Origin of the sequence: Spiribacter aquaticus (assembly GCF_007625215.1) — a bacterium.
Taxonomy (GTDB): domain Bacteria; phylum Pseudomonadota; class Gammaproteobacteria; order Nitrococcales; family Nitrococcaceae; genus Spiribacter; species Spiribacter roseus.
Genome location: NZ_VMKP01000001.1, coordinates 536,249 through 552,500, shown reverse-complemented (window position 1 = coordinate 552,500; position 16,252 = coordinate 536,249). Strand labels below are relative to the sequence as shown.

17 protein-coding genes are annotated in these 16,252 nt (G+C 68.6%); 15 read left to right on the top strand and 2 right to left on the bottom strand.

Going from position 1 to position 16,252, the window contains the following annotated elements; all coding sequences use genetic code 11:
• The 6 genes from FPL11_RS02765 to atzF are packed head-to-tail and all read left to right on the top strand — an operon-like array spanning position 1 to position 8,428.
• The gene (locus FPL11_RS02765; protein ID WP_110882429.1) at positions 1-822 is read left to right on the top strand and encodes an ABC transporter permease; all 822 of its coding nucleotides are present in this window, start codon (positions 1-3) and stop codon (positions 820-822) included.
• Positions 819-1,613: an ABC transporter ATP-binding protein gene (locus FPL11_RS02760; protein WP_144347122.1), complete on the top strand. Its 795-nt coding sequence runs from the start codon at positions 819-821 to the stop codon at positions 1,611-1,613. Before FPL11_RS02765 ends, FPL11_RS02760 begins: the two co-directional genes overlap by 4 nt.
• The gene (locus tag FPL11_RS02755; protein WP_144347121.1) at positions 1,613-2,353 is read left to right on the top strand and encodes an urea amidolyase associated protein UAAP1; all 741 of its coding nucleotides are present in this window, start codon (positions 1,613-1,615) and stop codon (positions 2,351-2,353) included. Before FPL11_RS02760 ends, FPL11_RS02755 begins: the two co-directional genes overlap by 1 nt.
• Positions 2,354-2,364: 11 nt before the next feature.
• Positions 2,365-3,006, top strand: a complete 642-nt coding sequence (locus FPL11_RS02750; RefSeq protein WP_110882426.1) for an urea amidolyase associated protein UAAP2 — start codon at positions 2,365-2,367, stop codon at positions 3,004-3,006.
• 2 nt (positions 3,007-3,008) lie between these two features.
• Entirely contained in the window at positions 3,009-6,635 is a 3,627-nt protein-coding gene (gene uca / locus FPL11_RS02745) for an urea carboxylase (protein WP_144347120.1), read from the top strand.
• The gene (gene atzF, locus FPL11_RS02740; RefSeq protein WP_144347119.1) at positions 6,635-8,428 is read left to right on the top strand and encodes an allophanate hydrolase; all 1,794 of its coding nucleotides are present in this window, start codon (positions 6,635-6,637) and stop codon (positions 8,426-8,428) included. Before uca ends, atzF begins: the two co-directional genes overlap by 1 nt.
• A 16-nt stretch (positions 8,429-8,444) precedes the next feature.
• On the opposite strand, the gene FPL11_RS02735 is transcribed toward atzF, so the two are convergent.
• Complete coding sequence (locus tag FPL11_RS02735; protein WP_144347118.1) at positions 8,445-8,873, bottom strand: type II toxin-antitoxin system VapC family toxin; 429 nt, start codon at positions 8,871-8,873, stop codon at positions 8,445-8,447.
• Positions 8,870-9,118 (bottom strand): FitA-like ribbon-helix-helix domain-containing protein, encoded by a 249-nt coding sequence (locus FPL11_RS02730; protein ID WP_144347117.1) that lies wholly within the window; start codon positions 9,116-9,118, stop codon positions 8,870-8,872. Before FPL11_RS02730 ends, FPL11_RS02735 begins: the two co-directional genes overlap by 4 nt.
• A gap of 121 nt (positions 9,119-9,239) precedes the next feature.
• Between FPL11_RS02730 and gshB the strand changes: the two genes are divergently transcribed.
• The 9 genes from gshB to proC all read left to right on the top strand — a co-directional run bounded on the left by gshB (position 9,240) and on the right by proC (position 16,250).
• On the top strand, positions 9,240-10,196 hold the full coding sequence (gshB, locus tag FPL11_RS02725) for a glutathione synthase (RefSeq protein ID WP_144347116.1): 957 nt from the start codon (positions 9,240-9,242) through the stop codon (positions 10,194-10,196).
• A 6-nt stretch (positions 10,197-10,202) separates the two neighbouring features.
• Entirely contained in the window at positions 10,203-10,778 is a 576-nt protein-coding gene (locus FPL11_RS02720) for an energy transducer TonB (protein ID WP_144347115.1), read from the top strand.
• A gap of 16 nt (positions 10,779-10,794) precedes the next feature.
• Complete coding sequence (ruvX, locus tag FPL11_RS02715) at positions 10,795-11,208, top strand: Holliday junction resolvase RuvX (protein ID WP_144347114.1); 414 nt, start codon at positions 10,795-10,797, stop codon at positions 11,206-11,208.
• A complete protein-coding gene (gene pyrR, locus FPL11_RS02710) occupies positions 11,205-11,717 on the top strand; it encodes a bifunctional pyr operon transcriptional regulator/uracil phosphoribosyltransferase PyrR (protein WP_144347113.1) in 513 nt (170 codons plus the stop codon). Before ruvX ends, pyrR begins: the two co-directional genes overlap by 4 nt.
• A complete protein-coding gene (locus FPL11_RS02705) occupies positions 11,714-12,682 on the top strand; it encodes an aspartate carbamoyltransferase catalytic subunit (RefSeq protein WP_144347112.1) in 969 nt (322 codons plus the stop codon). The genes pyrR and FPL11_RS02705 overlap by 4 nt, the downstream gene beginning before the upstream one ends.
• Positions 12,679-13,962: a dihydroorotase gene (locus tag FPL11_RS02700; RefSeq protein WP_144347111.1), complete on the top strand. Its 1,284-nt coding sequence runs from the start codon at positions 12,679-12,681 to the stop codon at positions 13,960-13,962. Before FPL11_RS02705 ends, FPL11_RS02700 begins: the two co-directional genes overlap by 4 nt.
• Positions 13,959-14,645: a hypothetical protein gene (locus FPL11_RS02695; RefSeq protein ID WP_144347110.1), complete on the top strand. Its 687-nt coding sequence runs from the start codon at positions 13,959-13,961 to the stop codon at positions 14,643-14,645. Before FPL11_RS02700 ends, FPL11_RS02695 begins: the two co-directional genes overlap by 4 nt.
• A 70-nt stretch (positions 14,646-14,715) precedes the next feature.
• Positions 14,716-15,426 (top strand): YggS family pyridoxal phosphate-dependent enzyme, encoded by a 711-nt coding sequence (locus FPL11_RS02690; protein ID WP_200833620.1) that lies wholly within the window; start codon positions 14,716-14,718, stop codon positions 15,424-15,426.
• Positions 15,423-16,250, top strand: a complete 828-nt coding sequence (gene proC / locus FPL11_RS02685) for a pyrroline-5-carboxylate reductase (protein ID WP_144347108.1) — start codon at positions 15,423-15,425, stop codon at positions 16,248-16,250. The genes FPL11_RS02690 and proC overlap by 4 nt, the downstream gene beginning before the upstream one ends.
• The last annotated feature ends 2 nt before the right edge of the window (positions 16,251-16,252 follow it).

The following is a 16,252-nucleotide window of genomic DNA, read 5'->3' as shown; positions in this document are numbered from 1 at the left end:
ATGAAGCGACTGATCAACCAACGTCCGGGCCGAGCCATGGGCGGTCTGCTGATGCTACTGCCGTTCGTGCTGGTGGTTGTCGCCTATATGGCGGCCTCAATGGCCCGCCTGGCCGATAATCCGGACGACAAACTACTGCCCTCCCTGATGACGATGGCCGACTCGTTCGCGCGGCTGGCCACCGAGCCGTCGCGGCGTACCGGCGAGATCCTGCTGTGGGCGGACACCGCCGCCAGCCTCAAACGACTGCTGGCAGGGGTGGCGATCAGCATGGTGGCGGCGATCATCATCGGCACCACCACCGGTCTGATCCCTTACCTGCGACGCACCCTCTCACCGTTCATCGCCGCGCTCGCGATGATCCCGCCACTGACCATCCTGCCGATCCTGTTCATCGCGTTCGGCGTGGGGGAGCTCTCGAAGATCATGCTGATCGTGTTCGGGATCCTGCCGTTCATGATGCGTGACATCCAGCAGCGGGTGGAGGAAATCCCCGACGAGCAGCTGGTCAAGGCGCAGACACTGGGGGGCTCGACCTGGCAGATACTGCTGCGGGTCACCATCCCGCAGACGCTACCCCGCCTGTTCGATGCCACGCGGCTTGCCCTCGGCGCCGCCTGGCTGTTTCTGATCGCCTCCGAGGCAATCGCCGCCGAACAGGGGCTCGGCTATCGGATCTTTCTGGTCCGGCGCTACCTCGACATGCAGACCATCATCCCTTATGTGGCCTGGATCACGCTGCTGGCGTTCTCGCTCGACTGGTCGCTGCGCCGGCTCACGGCGTGGCTGTTTCCCTGGTATGTCGCGGGGCGGTCGGCATGAGCACGATCGAAGCCAGAGCCCTGTGGAAAACCTACGGTCAGGATGTCGTGCTGGAGGATATCCACCTGCGGGTTGAGACCGGCGAGTTCGTGACCGTGGTCGGCGCCTCGGGCTGCGGCAAGAGCACGTTCCTGCGCATGCTGCTTGGCGCCGAGTCGCCCAGCCGCGGCCAGTTGCTGCTGGATGGTGCGCCCATGGCCGCCGAGCCCGGTCCCGACCGCGGCGTGGTGTTTCAGAAGTATTCGGTGTTCCCGCACCTCACGGCGATCGCCAATGTGCTGATCGCCGAAGAGATGGAGAAGGCCCCGGCGCTGGGGCGGCTGTTTGGCCGCGCCCGGCAGGAGGCCGTGGCACGGGCCCGGGACATGCTGGGGCGCGTGGGGCTCGCGGACGCCGCCGATAAATACGCCAGCGAACTGTCGGGTGGTATGCAGCAGCGCCTCGCCATTGCCCAGGCGCTGATGAAAAACCCGCGCATCCTGCTGCTCGACGAGCCCTTCGGCGCCCTCGATCCGGGCATCCGCAAGGACATGCACGCGCTCATCCTTGATCTGTGGGCCCGCAGCGGCATCACCGTGTTCATGGTCACCCACGACCTCAAGGAGGGCTTCGATCTGGGCACACGCCTGCTGGTGTTCGACAAAGTGCGCCACGATCCGCAGGCCCCCGAGGCGTTCGGCGCCAGCATTACCTACGACCTGCCCCTGCAGCACGGCGAGGCGCGTGACGCCGCGCTGGCACCCGAGCTGCGTGAGCAGCTTTCCTCCCCCAACCGTAAGGAGAACGACTGATGCCTGCGACTCCGATCGCCGAATCGCGCATCGTCCATCACGAGCGCGTCCCCGGCGGGCGTTACTGGTCGATGGTGGTGCGCCGCGGCTTCACGCTGCGCCTGGTGGATACCGACGGCACCGCGAATGCGGCGCTGCTGGCGTACAACCCGTCCAACCCGCTCGAGCGCTACAACATGGCCGACACCCTGAAGGGTCAGCACGTCAGCCGACTCAGCCGGGGCAACATGCTGTTCTCGGACATGGGTCGGGCGATGCTCTCCATCGTCGAGGACACCGTGGGCTGGCACGACCCCATTGGCGGTATCAGCGATGCCGAGTCCATTCAGCGGCGTTTTGGCGAGGCGCGCTTCCAGGAGCACTGGAACGACTTCTACCGCAACGGCCGCGAACTGTTCCTTATCGAGCTGGCCAAGTGGGGGCTGGGACCGCGCGATCTGGTCAGCCCGGTCAATTTCTTCCAGAAAGTCAGCGTCAACGACGACGGCGATCTGCATTATGCCGCCGAGCACAGCCACCCCGGGGCCAGCGTCGACCTGCGCGCTGACAGCGATACGCTGGTGGTGCTGACCACCGCGCCCCACCCCATGGCACCGGGGCCGATCTATCAGCCCGGGCCGGTGGACGTCTCCATCTACCGCTCCGCGCCGGTGCGCGATGACGATGCGTGCATCCATCACCGCCCCGAAAACGCCCGGGCCTACGCCAACACGCTGATCGCCAACTGCCAGGAGGGCTGACCGTGCCTGCGATGAACCTCAAAACCAGCGAGCTTGATCCCACCACCGCGCTTCAGCGCACCGTCGTCCCCGCCGGTGACTGGTGGATGGCGGAAATCCGTCGCGGTCAGCATCTGCGCATTGTCGATGTGGAAGGCAACGAGGCCGCCGACACCCTGTTCTACAGCCTGAGCGACCCACGTCACGAGCACTACAGCGCCGTCGACACCACCACCCGCCAGGGCAATGTCTATCTGACCACCGGTACGCAGCTCTACTCCAATCAGGGACAGGTCATGCTGACCATCACCGCCGACACCTGCGGCCGTCACGACACCCTGGGCGGCGCCTGCTCGGCCGAGGCCAACCAGATGCGCTACGCGCTGGAGAAAAAGCCCATGCATTCGTGCCGGGATAATTTCCTGCATGCCATCCAGGAGAGCGGCTATGGGCTGACCAAGCGGGATGTGCCCAGCAACATCAATTTCTTCATGAACGTGCCGCTGACCGGCGAGGGCGGCCTGAGCTTTCAGGACGGGATCTCGGGGCCCGGCAAGTACGTCGAGATGCGCGCCGAGATGGACGTGATCGCCCTGATCTCGAACTGCCCGCAGCTCAACAACCCCTGCAGCGGCTTCAATCCGACGCCGCTCGAGATGATCATCTGGGATTGAGCATGTTCTCGAAAGTACTGATTGCCAACCGCGGCGCGATTGCCTGTCGCATTGAGCGCACCCTGCACCAGCTGGGGATCACCGCCGTGGCGGTATACTCCGAGGCCGACCGGGCCTCGGCCCATGTCCGCAACGCCGATGAGGCCATCCCCATCGGCGGGGCGCGGGCCAGCGATTCGTACCTGGATGCCGGGCGCATCCTTGCCGTCGCCCGCGAGCAGGGCGTCGACGCCATCCATCCCGGCTACGGCTTTCTCTCGGAGAATGCCGAATTCGCCGAGGCCTGCGAGCAGGCGGGGATCGCCTTCATCGGCCCCACCCCGGATCAGATCCGGCGTTTCGGGCTCAAGCACACCGCCCGCGAGCTGGCCGCCGCCAATCAGGTGCCCCTGCTCCCCGGCAGCGACCTGATCAGCGATGTCGAGGCGGCCGCCAGCGAGGCCGCCACCATCGGCTATCCGGTCATGGTCAAGAGCACCGCCGGCGGCGGCGGCATTGGCATGGCGATCTGCGACGATGAGGCCGCCCTGCGCGCCGCCCATGCCTCGGTGGAGCGCGTGTCACAGAACAACTTCGCCAACGCGGGCCTGTTTGTGGAGCGCTTCATCCGCCGCGCCCGCCACATCGAGGTGCAGATCTTCGGCGATGGCGCGGGCACCGTGATTGCCCTGGGCGAGCGCGACTGCTCGCTGCAGCGCCGCAACCAGAAAGTCGTCGAGGAAACACCCGCGCCGGGCATCGATGCCGATACCCGTGCCGCGCTGATGGAGGCCGCTGAGCGCCTGGGTCGCAGCGTGGCCTACCGCTCGGCCGGGACCGTGGAATTCATTGTCGACGCCGACACCGGGGCGTTCTTTTTTCTGGAGATGAACACCCGCCTGCAGGTCGAGCATGGCGTGACTGAGGCGGTCACCGGCGTGGATCTGGTGGCGTGGATGGTGCAGGCGGCCGCCGGCGAACTCGATGACCTGGCCGCCCGGCGACCCGGGCCCGCCAACGGTCACGCCATTCAGGCGCGGGTTTACGCCGAAGACCCGGGCAAGGACTTTCAGCCGGCGACCGGTCTGATCACCGAGGTCATCTGGCCCGAGGCAATGCGTGTCGACACCTGGGTGGAGGCGGGCACCGAGGTCACCCCCTACTACGACCCCCTGCTCGCCAAGATCATCAGCCACGGGAGCGATCGCGAAGACGCCCGCCGGGCGATGGGCGAGGGCCTGGCGGCAACGCGCATCGACGGGCTCATGACCAACCTCGCCTATCTGCGCGCGATCATGACCGACGCGGTATTCATCGAGGGCCGCGCCACCACCACCCGACTCGCCGACTTCCGGCCCGCCGAGCCGCGCATCGACGTGATAAGCGCCGGCACGCTCACCACCGTGCAGGACTGGCCGGGACGGACCGGCTACTGGGACATCGGTGTCCCGCCCTCGGGCCCGATGGACGAACTCTCGTTTCGGCTGGGCAACCGGCTGCTGGGCAACCCGGACAGCGCCGCCGGGCTGGAGATCACCGCCCAGGGGCCGACCCTGCGCTTCGCCGAGGCCACCCATGTGGTCGTCACCGGCGCCACGGTCTCCCTTGACTGCGATGGCCAGCCGCTGCCGGCCGGCGAAGTGGTACGTCTGCCCGCCGGCGCCACCCTGACCGTGGGCAGTGCCCGCGGCGTGGGCATCCGCAGCTATCTGCTCATCGAGGGTGGCATCGATGTGCCGCTGCACATGGGCAGTCGCGCCACCTTTACCCTGGGGCAGCTGGGCGGGCACGGCGGCCGCGCCCTGCGGGCCGGCGATGTCCTGCACCCGGTCGCACCGGCCACCGACCGCCCCTCACCCGGCGGGCGGCGGCTGCCGGCCGGGCTACAGGCCGAGGCGTTGATGCCCGGCGCCGATGAGCCCTGGACACTGCGCGCCATGTCCGGCCCCCACGGCGCGCCGGATTACTTTACCCGCGAGTTCATCGAGACCTTCTTCGGGACCGACTGGACGATCCACTACAACTCGAGCCGTACCGGCGTGCGGCTCATCGGACCGGCCCCGGCGTGGGCCCGCGAAGACGGCGGCGAAGCGGGACTGCACCCCTCCAACATCCATGACAACGCCTACGCCATCGGCACGGTCGACTTTACCGGCGACATGCCTGTCATTCTGGGTCCGGACGGCCCCAGTCTCGGGGGCTTTGTGTGTCCGGCCACGATCATCGAGGCCGATCGCTGGAAGATCGGCCAGCTGCGCCCGGGCGACCGCATCCGCTTCTGCGCGGTGGATCGCAGTGAAGCGGCCATGGCCGAGGCCGAGCGCACCGCGATGATCACCACCCTGCAGCCGCCCGCGCCACGGACCACCGCCGCACTGGCGCCGCCCGATCCGGTCGCCCTGCATCGCCCCGACCGCCCGCATGCACCGCAGGTCACCTACCGGGTCGCCGGCGATCGCTATCTGCTGGTTGAATACGGGCCGATGATGCTCGATCTGGGGCTGCGGTTCCGCGTCCAGGCGCTGCTGGACTGGCTGAGTGCGCGGCCCATCCCCGGCGTCATCGAAATGACTCCCGGCGTGCGCAGCCTGCAGATCCACTTCGAGCCCCGGCAGCTGCCCGCCGAGCGGTTGATGGAAATCCTCGAGCAGGCCGAGCGCCACATCGAGGCCATGGCCGACAGCGCGCTGCCATCGCGGATCATCCATCTGCCGCTCGCCTGGGACGACAGCCAGACCCGGCTGGCCACCCGCAAGTACATGCAGTCAGTCCGCGAGGATGCCCCCTGGTGCCCGGATAACATCGAATTCATCCGCCGGATCAACGGCCTCGAACACCGGGAGGACGTCAAACGCATCGTCTTTGACGCCTCTTACCTGGTCATGGGCCTGGGGGATGTCTACCTGTCCGCGCCGCTCGCCACGCCGGTGGATCCGCGGCACCGTCTGGTCACCACCAAGTACAACCCGGCCCGCACCTGGACGCCCGAGAACGCCGTGGGCATCGGTGGCTCGTACATGTGCATCTATGGCATGGAAGGCCCCGGCGGGTATCAGTTCGTCGGCCGGACATTGCAGATCTGGAATCGCTATCGCACCACGCCCGAGTTCCAGCAGCCCTGGCTGCTGCGGTTTTTTGATCAGGTGCGCTTCTACGAGGTCTCGGAAGACGAGCTCATGGAAATGCGTGCCGCCTTCCCGGCGGGTGGCCTGCGTCTGGACATCGAGGAGACCCGCTTCTCGCTGGCCGAACACGAGGCCTTTGTCGCTGCCAACGCCGGGTCCATCGACCGCTTCAAACGTCACCAGCAGGGCGCCTTCGAGGCCGAGCGCCAGCGCTGGATCGACAGCGGCCAGGGCGATTTTGCCGCGAGTGTGCAGGCGACCCCCGATGTCGATGCCGAGGCCATCGAGCTGGCCGACGACGAATCCGCCGTCGAGGCTGGCGTCCAGGGCAGTGTCTGGGCCATTGAGGCCCGGGTCGGCGAGCATGTCGCGGCCGATGCGACCCTGCTGGTGGTGGAGTCCATGAAAATGGAAATCCCGCTGCCGGCGCCCTGTCCGGGCACGGTCAGCCGTGTCCTGTGCAAGCCCGGCACCGCGGTGGCGCCGGGTCAGACCCTTGTCATCATCCGCCGGGAGTCCACCTGATGGAAACCATCGCCGCCCGTCTCAGTGCCTATCGCGACGCCGGGGATTCGGTGCGCGATCACCTGCTCGAACGCCGGGACGCCATCGTCGGCGCTGATCCGCACAATGCCTGGATCAGCGTCATCGACACGGCCACCCTGAGCGGCATGATCGACTGGCTCGAGCAGCAGTCCCCATCACTGCCGCTCTACGGCGTGCCATTCGCGGTCAAGGACAACATCGATGTGGCCGGCCTGCCCACCACGGCCGGCTGCCCGGCCTATTGCTACTGGCCCGACGCCCATGCAGCGGTGGTCGAGCGGCTCATGCGCGCCGGTGCGATCCCGCTGGGCAAGACCAATCTCGATCAGTTCGCCACCGGCCTGGTGGGCAGCCGGTCACCCTACGGCGCCTGCCGCAATGCCTTTGACCGCCACCGCGTCTCGGGCGGCTCGAGCGCCGGCTCGGCGGTGGCGGTGGCGCTGGGTCAGGTGGCCTTCGCCCTGGGCACGGATACCGCCGGCTCGGGTCGGGTACCGGCGGCGTTCAACAACCTCATGAGCCTCAAACCGACCCGCGGCCGGCTGAGCACCCGCGGGGTGGTGCCGGCGTGCCGCAGTCTCGACTGCGTCAATATCTTTGGCCTGTGCGGCGACGACCTGCGCCGGGTCTTCGAGGTGGTGGACGGCTTCGATCCCCTCGACCCGCAGTCCCGTCCTCCGCAGCCCCCGGCGCCCCTGCGGGCGGCCATCCCGCCGGGGCGCTTTGCGTTGGGTGTCCCCCGTGATGAGGATCTGGAGTTTTTCGGCGACGACCAGACCGCGACGGCGTTCCACCGCGGCATCGAGGCCCTCGAGGCCCTGGGGGGCGAGGTCCGCCGGATCGATCTGACGCCCTTTCTCGAAGCCGCTCGCCTGCTCTACGAAGGCCCCTGGGTGGCCGAGCGCTACAGCGCCATCCGTGGATTCATCGAGTCCCAGCCCGACGCCCTGCTGCCGGTCACCCGCCAGATCATCGGTGCCGGCGCCGAGCCGCTGGCCTGTGACCTGTTCACTGCCCAGCACCGGCTGGCCGAACTGCGCCGGGCCACCGAATCGGCCTGGGCCGGGATCGACTGCCTGGTCACCCCGACCGCCGGCCACCTGCCGACCCTGGAGGCGGTGGAAGCCGATCCGGTGGGCGTCAACAGTCAGCTTGGCTACTACACGAATTTCATGAACCTGCTCGACCTCAGCGCCGTCGCCGCGCCCGGCGGGTTTACCCCCGACGGCCTGCCGTTTGGCCTGACTTTATCGGCCCCGGCGTTCATGGATCGGGCGTTGATCGATCTGGCCGAGCGGCTGCAGCGTCACTGCCAGCTGCCACTCGGCACCGGTCGCCAGACCGCGCCCGCGGCGGAGGCCCTCGACGCCGACCATGGCGAGCATCGCCAGGCGATCGCCGTCTGCGGGGCCCATATGAGTGGTCTACCCCTGAACGAAACACTGATCGAGCGCGGCGGGCGCCATCTGCAGACCACCCGCACCGCCGCGCTGTACCGACTCTATGCCCTGCCCGGCGGACCGCCGGCGCGACCCGGGCTGGTGCGGGTCGACGCTGACGGCCATGCCGTGGAGGTCGAGGTCTGGACCCTGCCACGGCATCGCGTCGGCGATTTCCTCGACACCATCCCGGCGCCGCTGGGCCTGGGTCGCATCACACTGGAGGATGGCCGCGAGGTGACCGGCTTTATCTGCGAGGCCTGGGCCACCGCATCGGCCGAGGATATTTCGGCGCTGGGATCGTGGCGGCGGTATCTGACACGTCCGGCGTGACGCGCAGCGCGATCATTTAAATGGGAGCGTCCACCCAGGGATCGATCACTTCGATACCGCAGTCTGCAAAATCCCCCGTGTTGCGGGTTGCCAACTGCGCACCGCGCGAGGCGGCTGCCGCTGCGATCATGGCATCGAACTGACTGATGGGGCGGCCGATGCGACGGCGGTGCGCGGCAATCTGCGAAAATGCCTCTGCGCATTCACGGTCGAACGGGATGACACGCGCGCGAAAGTCTTCAAGAAAAATCCCATCCAGCGCTGCCTGCAGCTGGTCCCGACGCTCACCTGCATCGAGAATGCCAACGCCGTAACGCAGCTCGGCCTCGACGACGGAAGTCGTGAAAAATGTCGATCGAGGCGGACAGGCAAGCCAATCAACCACTGCCTTCGCGGGCGATGGCTTGAGCACTTCCGAGAGCACATTGGTATCGAGGATAATCATTCAGATAGATCCGGCGGCTCGCGCATCGACTCGCGTTGCGGAACATCCAGCTCCACGCCACCCAACGGTTCGATACGACGACGGATTGCCTCATAGAGCGATCCCGTCTCGGCATCTTCGCTGGTCAGGGCAACCCGCAGGATGTCCCGGGCTTCATCCTCCATGGAACGCCCATGCACAGCCGCCTGAATGCGCAAGCGGCGCTTCAGTGCTTCATCCAGATGACGAATTGTCATTGCGGCCATGACAGACTCCATTTTGCAATCAATGAGTGCAAATTATCCGTTGATAAGAAACTTGGCAAGGCGCTGGCGACGCACTCGCGGTGATGGCTTATACTGCGCGCCTGCCAAAGGAGTGCCCGCTATGCCCTACCGCCTCGGCGTTGTCATGGATCCCATCGAGGGGATCACCCCGTACAAGGACACCACCCTTGCCATGCTGCTCGAAGCCCAGCGGCGCGGCTGGATAATCCATTACTACACCCTGGCCGACCTGGCCCTGCGCGACGGGGTTGCCTACGGGGACGGGGCCGAACTGACGGTGCGCGATGACAATCACGACTGGTTCAGCTTGGGCGAGCGCCGCGAGGCCCCGCTCGACGAGCTCGATGCCCTGCTCATGCGCAAGGACCCGCCGGTGGACAGCGCCTTTGTCTACGCCACGCAGATCCTCGAAGTGGCCGAGCGCGCCGGCGTCCAGGTCGTGAATCGGCCGGCCGGGCTGCGCAATGTCCAGGAAAAGCTCGCCATCGCGCTGTTCCCGCAGTGCTGCACGCCCACCGTTGTCGAAATGAAGGCCGCCCCGCTGCGGGCATTCATCGACGCCCAGGGGCAGGCAGTGCTCAAGCCGCTGCATGGCATGGGCGGCGAGGCCATCTTCGTGGTGCAGGCCGGCGATCCGAATACCAGCGTCATCATCGAGCAGCTCTCCGAACGGGGCACGCGCTACGTCATGGCGCAGCGCTACCTGCCGGAGATCAGTGACGGCGACCGCCGCATCCTGGTGATCGATGGCCAGCCCGTGGATTATGCCCTGGCGCGCCTGCCCGCCGCCGGCGAGAGCCGCGGCAACCTGGCCGCCGGCGGGCGCGGCGTTGCCCGCCCCCTGACCGATCGCGAGCGCTGGATCGTCGATCAGGTGCGACCGCTGCTGATCGAGCAGGGGATCCTGTTTGCCGGGCTGGATGTGATTGGCGGCTATCTCACCGAAATCAACGTCACCAGTCCCACCTGCGTGCGCGAGATCGACGCCCAGCAGGAGACCTGCATCGCCGGCGAGCTGTTCGCGGCCATCGAGCGCGCGCTGCCCGCCGCATCCTGATCAATTATGGAGGATGCCGCCCGGGTCCGCGATCGGCTGATCATGGCGATATTGATTTCGGCAGTGATCCACCTGATCGTGATCATGGGCCCGCTCGGGCCCATGCCACCGACACCTGCGACGCGGACCGCCGAGCGCCCTCTGGCACTCAACGTGCAGCCCGCCAGCCCGGCCGACCGGCCGATGTTGCGGCTGGTGGCCGGGGACGGACCCGCGAGCGAATCCGCCCGATCGTCCGCCGATCCCGCGCCGCGTGCCATCGACGGCACCCGGGATGACGACGCCCGGGCGCGGTATCTGCGCGACTGGATCGTGCACACCGAAAGCCGCGGCAACCGCGCCTATCCGGCCGAACTGATCAACGCCGGTATCCGTGGCCGGGTGGTGATGGCCATCACCCTCAACGCCGCCGGCGAGGTGCGCGGGGCGCGTATCATCGGCGGCAGCGATAACCCGGTGCTGCGCCGGGCCGCGCGATCCCTGGTGGAGACCGCCGCGCCCTACCCCCCGGTGCCCGAGGCCGTCCTCGAGGACCGGGACACGCTGGTCATCACCCGCAGCTGGTCATTCGGCGGGGACTGACGGATACTGGCGGTCGATGAGCGCGACCGGCACCTATCTGGGCTTTGATGCGGGCGAAAAACGCCTGGGCGTCGCCGTTGGCGAGACCGTCACCGGGCATGCCCGTGCGCTGGCGGTGATCACCTGCCGTCAGGGGACGCCCGACTGGTCACGCCTTCAGGGGCTGATCGACGACTGGAGCCCGGAGGGCCTGATCGTGGGCATTCCACGACATGCCGATGGCCGCGACTCGCACAGCACTCGGCTTGCCGAGCGGTTTGCCGGCGAGCTCGCCCGGCGCAGCGGCGGCAGCGTCCATCGCATCGACGAGCATCTGTCCAGTCACGCCGCCCGGGACGCCGTGCGCGGCCGGGGCCAGCGCCCCGAGGTGATCGATGCCGAGGCGGCGCGTATCATCCTTGAGACCTGGTTAAGCGAGCATTTCCCGTGAGCACCGATCTGCCTGATATCGAACCGCTGCTCGAGCAGCTGACCACCCGCGTCGCCGCGCTCATCGATGCCGAGGGCCGCGAGCGCTGCACCCTGGTGGGCATCCATCAGGGCGGTGCCTGGCTGGCCCGGGCCCTGCAGCAGCGCTTGGGACTGGACACGGCCCCGGGCACCCTCGACATCGCCTTCTACCGCGACGACCTGAGCCGCGCCGGTCTGCCCGGCGATATCCAGCCAAGCCGCATGCCGCTGGATATTGACGACCGGGTGATCATCCTGGTCGACGATATCCTCTACACCGGCCGCACCATCCGCGCGGCCCTCAACGAGATATTCGACTATGGCCGCCCGGCCGCGGTGCGCCTGGCGGTGCTGCTGGAGCGCTCCGGCCGTCAGCTGCCCATCGCGGCGGACATCGCCGCCGCGCCCATCGACCTGGCCCCGCGCCAGCGCGTCAAGCTGCGCGGTCCCGACCCCCTGCATCTGGTGATCGAGGAGGCGAGCCCATGAGCGTGCAGATCGACACCCAGGGCAACCTGCGGCATTTCCTGACCACTGAAGGCGTCGATCCGCGCCTGCTCGGGCGCATCCTCGACACCGCCGAATCGTTTGCCGGCGTGCTGGGCAAATCGGTGAAGACCGTTCCGTTGCTGCGCGGCCGCACCGTGGTCAATCTGTTCTTTGAGTCGAGCACGCGCACCCGCACCACCTTCGAGCTGGCCGCCAAACGGCTCTCGGCCGATGTACTCAACATCGCCGTCGACACCACGACCACCAAGGGCGAGAGCCTGCTCGACATGCTGCGCAACCTGCAGGCCATGCAGGCCGACATGTTCGTGGTACGCCACCACCAGAGCGGCGCCGCGGAGTATTTCGCCCGGCATGTCGACCCGGGCGTCGCGGTGCTGAATGCCGGCGACGGCTGGCACGCCCATCCAACCCAGGCCATGCTCGATGCCTTCACCATCCGCCGCCACAAGGGCGCGTTCGAGCCCCTGCGCATCGCCATCGTCGGGGATATCCGCCATTCGCGGGTGGCGCGCTCGCAGATCCATGCCTTCAACGCGCTGGGCGCCGGCGAGGTGCGAGTCATCGCCCCCGACACCCTGCTGCCCGCCGACATCGACAGCCTGGGCGCGCAGGTCTACAACGACCTTAATGCCGGTCTGCGGGATGCCGATGTGGTCATCGCCCTGCGCCTGCAGCGCGAGCGCATGCAGGGCGCGCTGCTGCCGGGCGAGTCGGAGTACTTCCGCCACTACGGACTCACCGAGTCGCGCCTGCGCGGTGCGCACCCCGAGGCGATCGTCATGCACCCCGGGCCCATCAACCGGGGCGTCGAGATCGACTCGGCGCTGGCCGACGGGCCGCGCTCGGTGATCCTCGATCAGGTCACCAACGGCATCGCGGTCCGCATGGCGGTCATGACCATGGTCCTGGGCGTCCAGCCCGACACCCCGCGGGAGGCATCATGACGCGCATACTCATCCGCCAGGGGCGGCTGATCGATCCCGAGAGCGGACTCGATGAGGTGGGCGATCTGGCCGTCGCCGATGGCCGCATCGTCCAGCTCGGCGGCACGGTCGACGACTTCACCCCCGACCAGACCATCGACGCGGCGGGCCAGTGGGTGATGCCGGGGCTGATCGATCTGAGCGCCCGGCTGCGCGAACCGGGCCTAACGCGCAAGGCCGACATCGCCAGCGAGAGCCGCGCCGCGGCCGCCGCCGGGATCACCACCCTGGTCATGCCACCGGACACGACGCCGGTCATGGACAGCCCGGCGGTGGTCGAGCAGGTCACGCACCGCGCCGAGCAGGCCGCCGGCGCCCGGGTCGTCCCGCTGGGTGCCCTGACCCTGGGGCTCGCCGGCGAACAGCTCTCGGCCATGGCGGGGCTGGCCGCGGCCGGCTGTCCGGCCGTCTCCGACGGCGGCCGGCCGGTGCAGGACTCGCGGGTGCTGCGCAATGCCCTGGACTACGCCTGCACCTTCTCGCTGCCGGCGCTGCTCACGCCGGTGGATCCGTTCCTGGCCACGGGCTGCCTCAACGAAGGCCCGACCGCCACCCGGCTGGGCCTGCCCGGCGTGCCGGCCGCCGCCGAAACCGCCGGTCTCGGGCGCCAGCTGGCGGTGGCCGGCGCCACCCGGGCCCGCGTGCATGTCGGCCGGCTGTCCAGCGCCGAGGGCGCCCGCCTGCTGACCGATGAACAGGGCCGCCAGCGCCGGCTGAGCGCCGATGTCGCGATCCATCAGCTGTTCCTGACCGATCAGGACGCCATGGAGTACGACTCCCGTTTTCATCTGGAGCCGCCACTGCGCGACATCGTCGACCGTCAGGCGCTGCGCCAGGCCGTGGCGGATCGGGTCGTGCGCATCATCTGCTCCGACCATCAGCCCCACGACGGCGACGCCAAGGATGGCCCCTTCGCCAGTACCGAGCCGGGCGCCAGCGGCATCGACACCCTCCTGCCCCTGGTGCTGCGGCTGGTGGAAGACGAAGTCCTCCCCCTGCACCGCGCCCTGGCGACGGTGACCGTTGAGCCGGCGCGCCTGCTGGGGCTCGAGGGAGGGCGCCTGGGCCTGGGCGGTGTTGCCGACCTGGTCGTCGTCGACCCGGTGGCCCCGTGGTTCTGCACCCGCGAAACGCTCGCCAGCCGCGGCCACAATTCGCCGTTTCTGGGCTGGGAGTTCAGCGCCCGCGCCACGCATACGCTGGTGGGCGGGCGCCTGATCCGCGCCGCCGACCGGGCATGACACCGGGCCGGCTCATCGATGCCACGCCGGTCATCGATGACTGGTGGCTGCTCCGGCTCGAGTGGCGTGCCGGCCGCCCCGCACCCGGTCAGTGGCTGTGGCTTGACCTCAATGGCCAGCGCCTCTGCCTGCCGATTCGTGACGCCGATACCGGCGAGGGTTGGGTGGCCGGCATCCTGCCCGGCGCCTGCCTCCCCGACGGGCTGCGACCGGGGCTGACCGTGTCGGTGTCGGCCCTGCAGGGCCAGGCCGTGCAGCCCCGGGCCGACGACACCCTGCTGATCATCGGCGAGAACCTGGGGGTGGGCCCGGCCATCGCGCTGGCCGAACGGCATGCCGATCAGACCCGGCTCGCCCTGCTCGGCGGCCGGCACGGCATCCCGGGCCGGCTGGTGCCGTCGCGGTTTTTCGTGCCGGCGCTGAGCGAGGTGGCCATCGCCGGGCTGACGGCGCTGGAGCAGGCCGGTGTCCCGGCCCGGGTGGCGCTCGACGAGGAGCGCCCCGGTGTCCATGAGGGCAGCGTCATCGAGCTGACCAGCCGCTATCTGGGCGACACGCCGGCGAACCAGCGCGATGGGCTGCGTGTCATCGCCTTCGGTCCGTGGCAGAGCCTGCACCCGTTCCGCCAGGGTGCCGCCGCCAATGTCGGCGAGGCCGAATGGGTGGAGCTGCCGAGTCGCTAGGCAACCGCCGGGATCGGCCCGCGGCCTGCAGCATTCGACGCCATCACACCTCCCGCCGTATCATTCGGTCATGACGACAACCCCGGCTCACGACATCGCCCACCGCCTGGCGGCGGTCCGCCAGCGGATTCGCACCGCCGAGGCCAGCTATGGCCGTCAACCCGGCAGTGTGGCGCTGCTGGCGGTCAGCAAGCGCCAGCCCGTCGAGGCCCTGCGGGCGGCACTGGCCGAGGGTCAGCAGGCGTTTGGCGAGAACTATCTGCAGGAGGGGGCGGAGAAGCGCGAGGCGCTGGCCGACACCCCCATCGAATGGCATTTCGTCGGTGCCATCCAGTCCAATAAGACCCGCGCGGTTGCCGAGGGCTTTGACTGGGTGCACACCGTCGACCGGCTCAAGATCGCCCGGCGGCTGTCCGAGCAGCGCCCCGCAGACCGTCCGCCGCTGCAGTGCTGTCTGCAGGTCAATGTCAGCGGCGAAGCCAGCAAATCCGGCGCCGGGCCGGAGCAGGTGCACGAGCTGGCCCACGCCATTGCCGAACTGCCCCACCTGACCCTGCGCGGGCTGATGACCCTGCCCGAGGCGGTGACCGACTTCGACGCCCAGCGCGCCGCATTCCGGCGGCTGCGCGAGCTGCAGGCCGGTCTTGTCGACGGGGGCCTGAGACTCGATACCCTGTCCATGGGCATGTCCAACGATCTGGAGGCCGCGGTGGCCGAGGGCGCCACGATGGTCCGCCTGGGCACCGCCGTTTTCGGACCCCGACCGGAGAAAACGCCTTGAATGAAAAGACCATTGCCTTCATCGGTGGCGGCAACATGGCACGCAGCCTGATTGGTGGGCTCATCGCCGATCGCCATCCGGCCGCCGGACTGCGCGTCGCCGAACCGGACGCCGAGCGCCGCGAGGCTCTGATCGCGGACTTCGAGGTGCAGGCGTTTCAGGAAAACGCCACGGCCGTGCGCGGCGCCGACGTGGTCATACTGGCGGTCAAGCCCAACCGCGTCGCCGATGTGGTGCGCGAGCTGGCGCCGCAGATTCAGGCCCAGGGCAGCCTGGTGATCTCGGTGGCGGCCGGCGTGCGCTGCGCCGACATCGACAGCTGGCTGGGCGGCGACCGGCCGGTGGTGCGGGCCATGCCCAACACGCCGGCCCTGGTGCAGACCGGCGCGACGGCACTGTTCGCCAACGCGGCGGTCAGCAACGAGCAACGGGATCTGGCCGAGACCATCCTGCGCGCGGTGGGGCTGATCGTGTGGCTCGACGACGAACGCGACATGAACGCCGTCACGGCGATCTCCGGCAGCGGCCCGGCGTATTTCTTCGCGACCATGGAGGCGATGCAGTCCGCCGGCGAGTCGCTGGGGCTGGATGCGCGGACGGCGCACCTGCTGACCCTCGAGACCGCCCTGGGCGCCGCGCGCATGGCGCTTGAGAGCGCCGAGGATGTGGATGAACTCAAACGCCGGGTCACCTCGCCGGGCGGCACCACCGCCGCGGCCATCGACGAGCTCGAGGCCGGGGATCTGGCCGGGGCCTACCACCGCGCGCTGCACGCCGCCGCCCGACGCGCCGAGGAACTGGGCCAAGAGCTGGGAGATCAGTAGCC